This is a genomic window from Oleiphilus sp. HI0080, assembly GCF_001635135.1.
On the sequence record NZ_LWFU01000134.1, the window covers coordinates 1 to 4,079 of the forward strand.

Consider the following 4,079-nt stretch of genomic DNA (forward strand, 5'->3'; position numbering starts at 1 on the left):
AGCTATGCGGAGCATGCTCAACGGTGACAAAGTGCAGTTCTTTGGAGGCAGTTTGTATGCTCAATAAACAAAGGCTCAAGAGTAAGAGTGCTCTGCTAATATGCGGTAAGGCAGCGACATGTATTAGCATGATGAGTCCTCTTTTGAAGGCGTGTGCGCTTTGAAGTCATCTTAGGTGAGTCGTGACCACTATACAAACATCCGGCTAGTTATATCTCGGGTAAGCATTACTGAAACCGAATGCTCACTTAAAACGTAAGTATCTATTCCCTATGTTCTCGTATGTGACGAGGGGTTCTAAAGGGCAACGTTGTTGCTTTTTTGAGGCTAACCTTACCGTTATGCCGTATAGACTGTTGTAGGGGGGCGTTGCGAATAGACAGTCAAAATACTAGGTTATGGCAACGTTAACAGAAGCAAGTTTACATTGAGAGCACACTAGGTAGCTTAGTATGAAGGTGTTTACACTATCGGCACTATGTCTTAGTTCTATTTTAGTGGCAGGTTGCAGTAGCGATGACCCCGCAAATTCCGTTGATATAGATATTCTCAGCGGTCAAACCTACGCACGATGCGATGGGGCCGGCAGCAAAGTGACATATGCGTTCGACAACGGATCGGTAACTAAAACAACCGAAACATTTGCCGCAGGTGATTGCAGTGGCGCGGCGCAAACGACGATGGCCGACGCTTTGACATACCAGAACGGGAATTCACTTACTGACAACGATGGCAATGAGGTTCTCGGATTCAATTTAACCGAAAACGGCACCACGCTTTATACGATTCGACGTTTAAGTGGCGGGACCTTAGGGCTTAGCAACCTCAACTTTGGCTCAACGGCAGATAGTGACACGGGCCGCGATGGCAGCACGGAGGCGCTTAGACACAACGGTCTTAATGATACGGAGACGTTCGAGCTTCAGTAAACTGAGTCGCGTACCCTGGAGAGCCCCCGAAGGCCAACAGAGTACACAAAAGCGCGAGCAGTCGTGATCTGCTCAGAATAGCTTCGCAGCTTGTTTCACTCATGGCTGCGAAGCCGTTTCGCTCTTCCTTGCCAAGCTTACAGCTTAACGATGAGCTTACCTTTGTTCTCGCCAGTAAAGAATAAATTCAAACCTTCAATGGCTGATTCCAAGCCTTCAAGAACATGTGCACGGTGCTTGATCTGTCCTGCCATCACATAAGGTGTGAGCTTTGCTAACAAGCTCGGTACTTCGGCGAAGTGATCGGGCATCGTGAAGCCTTGAATCGTCAGACGTTTTTTGATGATTGGGATCCAGTTTGGCCCTGGGCTTGGTTTTGCCTTGTTGTAGTCGGCGATCATGCCGCAAACAACAACACGCCCATGCGCGTTCATTCGCTCGAAAATGAGGTTTTGGATCGGCCCACCGGTGTTCTCAAAAAACAAATCAAACCCCTTGGGAGCGAGTTTATCGAGTTGCGGGCCTGGGTCTTCTGTTCTGTAGTTGATCGCGCCGTCAAAGCCCAGTTCGTTCACAATCCAGTCGGCCTTTTCGTCTGTGCCAACAACGCCGATCACATTAAGGCCTTCCGCTTTTGCAAGCTGGCCAACCAATGATCCAACAGACCCAGCTGCGCCGGTGACGATGATCGTTTCGCCAGCTTTAGGTTTGCCAACGTTAAAAAGCCCTTGTGTCGCGGTTAGGCCGGGCAGCGCAAAAACCGAGAGTACGACTTCATCCGATACACCCGCTTGTACTTTGTTGATGCCTTGGCCGTCACTAAGCACATATTCCTGCCAGCCCATCATACCCATCACGCGATCACCCACTTCAAACTTTGAGTTTTCGCTCGCGATCACCTCACCAACGCCCGAGCTACGCATGACCGTGCCAAGCTCGACAGGCGGGATATAACTCTCGGTGTCTGCGCTCATCCACCCAAACATAGCGGGATCTAGCGACATATGTGTTTGCTTGATTAGGATTTGACCTTGGCCGAGCGTCGGCACGTGTTTTTCAACAACCTCAAATACATCGGCAGTGAGCGGGCCCGGTTTAGGACGTTTGACTAAGTTTATTGCGGTATATGTCGTCATGTTCTGCGCCTATGTATTGATCAAAAATAAGTGTGTTTAGCGATAAGGCGTTTATCACGCCGCGTTATCGGTTTACGCTTAGTGCGCTTCGTCCCAGTTGTCGCCAATTCCGGCTTCAACAATCAGCGGTACATCGAGCTTTGCTGCATCCATCATTTCTTTTTCAAGCAGTGCTGCAACTTGCTCAACGTCTGGCTCGGCAACTTCGACAATCAGTTCATCGTGGACCTGCATAATCATCTGCGCGTTCACATCTGCCGTGTTAAGTGCTTTCTCGACGTTGATCATGGCCAACTTAATAATGTCGGCGGCAGTACCCTGCATAGGCGCGTTGATCGCAGTTCGTTCGGCAGCCTGTTGCATCATTTTATTACGTGCATTGATATCCGGCAGGTAAAGGCGGCGGCCGAAAACCGTTTCAACAAAGCCGTCTTTATGCGCTTGCTCGCGAATGCGGTCCATATAATCAAGTACGCCAGGGTAACGCTCAAAGTAGCGATCAATATACTGTTGCGCTTCTCCCCGAGCGACATTGATTTGTTTGGCCAGGCCAAACGCAGACATGCCGTAGATCAGGCCAAAGTTAATGGCCTTGGCTTTGCGTCGTTGGTCATCAGATACTTCGTTTACCGCGACATCGAATACTTCAGCGGCGGTTGCCTTGTGCACGTCCTCGCCATGGGCAAAGGCATCGAGAAGGCCTTTGTCCTGAGAAAGGTGCGCCATGATACGTAGTTCGATCTGGGAGTAATCCGCCGCAATCAGTTTGTATCCGTTCTCTGCAATAAAAGCTTGTCGAATGCGTCTACCTTCGGCGGTACGAATCGGAATATTCTGCAGATTGGGGTCGCTAGAGGATAGACGACCTGTTGCTGTTACTGCCTGATGATAGGACGTATGAATGCGCCCGGTACCGCTGTTAATAAGAAGCGGCAGCTTATCGGTATAAGTTGATTTAAGCTTTGCAAGACTCCGGTGTTCGAGAATCAGCTTGGGCAATGGATAATCAAGCGCCAGCTCTTGCAGAACAGGTTCTGCCGTTGATGGCTGTCCTTTTGGTGTTTTCTTGATGATCGGCAGCTCAAGTTTCTCAAAAAAGATAGCTTGCAGTTGTTTCGGTGAGCTGAGGTTAAACTCCTCGCCAGCTAGGTCATATGCCTCTTTTTCCAGCTCACTAATACGCATCGCAAGCTCTTGGCTTTGTTGCGCTAGTTTGTGCGCATCCACTTTCGCACCGCGTCTTTCAATATTGGATAGAACGCTCACAAGCGGTTTGTCGATGTCACTGTAAACCGACAGCAAACCCGTTTCCGCTTCAAGCTGAGGAAACAGTGCCTCGTGCAATTGCAGGGTAATATCGGCATCTTCGGCTGCATAGGGCGCGGCTTTTTCCAGATCTATCTGGTTAAAGGTAAGCTGCTTAGCGCCTTTGCCTGCGATGTCTTGGAAGTGAATGGTTGTTCGACCTAAATATTTCTCAGCGAGGGTGTCCATATCATGTCGGGAGCCTGTTGAGTTCAATACGTAGGACTCAATCATCGTGTCGTGCTCAATACCTTCAAGCGTGATGCCGTGGTTGATCAGCACGTTGCGATCATACTTCAGGTTTTGGCCGAGCTTTTTGATCGACGCATCTTCAAGAATGGGTTTTAGTTCTGCAAGAACATAGTCCTGATCAAGTTGCTCGGGTGCGCCCAAGTAATCATGCCCGAACGGAATATATGCCGCCTCTCCCGCGACACAACAAACAGACACGCCAACTACGCGCGCTGCCATGTAGTCCAAACTAGTGGTTTCGGTGTCAAACGCGAAATAAGGCGCGGCTTTTAGTTTTTCTAACCAAGATTCGAATACCGTTTTGTCTAGCACCGTTTCATAGTTTGCCGGAACGGTATCTGGAATTATGGGACTCGCGGCTTGAGGGGAGAAATCATTGGCTTGCGTGGCCGCTGAAGAAGGAGTGCTCTCTGCGCCCTTGTTACCATTTAGTGCAGTGATTAAAGACTTGAATTCC

The 4,079-nt window shown here is 49.4% G+C and carries 3 protein-coding genes; 1 reads left to right on the forward strand and 2 read right to left on the reverse strand.

What is annotated here, in order from left to right:
* Positions 1–452: 452 nt before the first annotated feature.
* On the forward strand, positions 453–929 hold the full coding sequence (locus tag A3751_RS01635; RefSeq protein WP_068451436.1) for a hypothetical protein: 477 nt from the start codon (positions 453–455) through the stop codon (positions 927–929).
* Between the two features lie 137 nt (positions 930–1,066).
* Here the strand turns inward: A3751_RS01635 and A3751_RS01640 are convergent, their stop codons facing one another.
* Both A3751_RS01640 and polA read right to left on the reverse strand, forming a co-directional pair.
* Positions 1,067–2,065, reverse strand: a complete 999-nt coding sequence (locus A3751_RS01640; protein WP_068451439.1) for an NADP-dependent oxidoreductase — start codon at positions 2,063–2,065, stop codon at positions 1,067–1,069.
* A 78-nt stretch (positions 2,066–2,143) separates the two neighbouring features.
* On the reverse strand, positions 2,144–4,079 hold a 1,936-nt coding region (gene polA, locus A3751_RS01645; protein WP_156492175.1), incomplete at its 5' end, for a DNA polymerase I.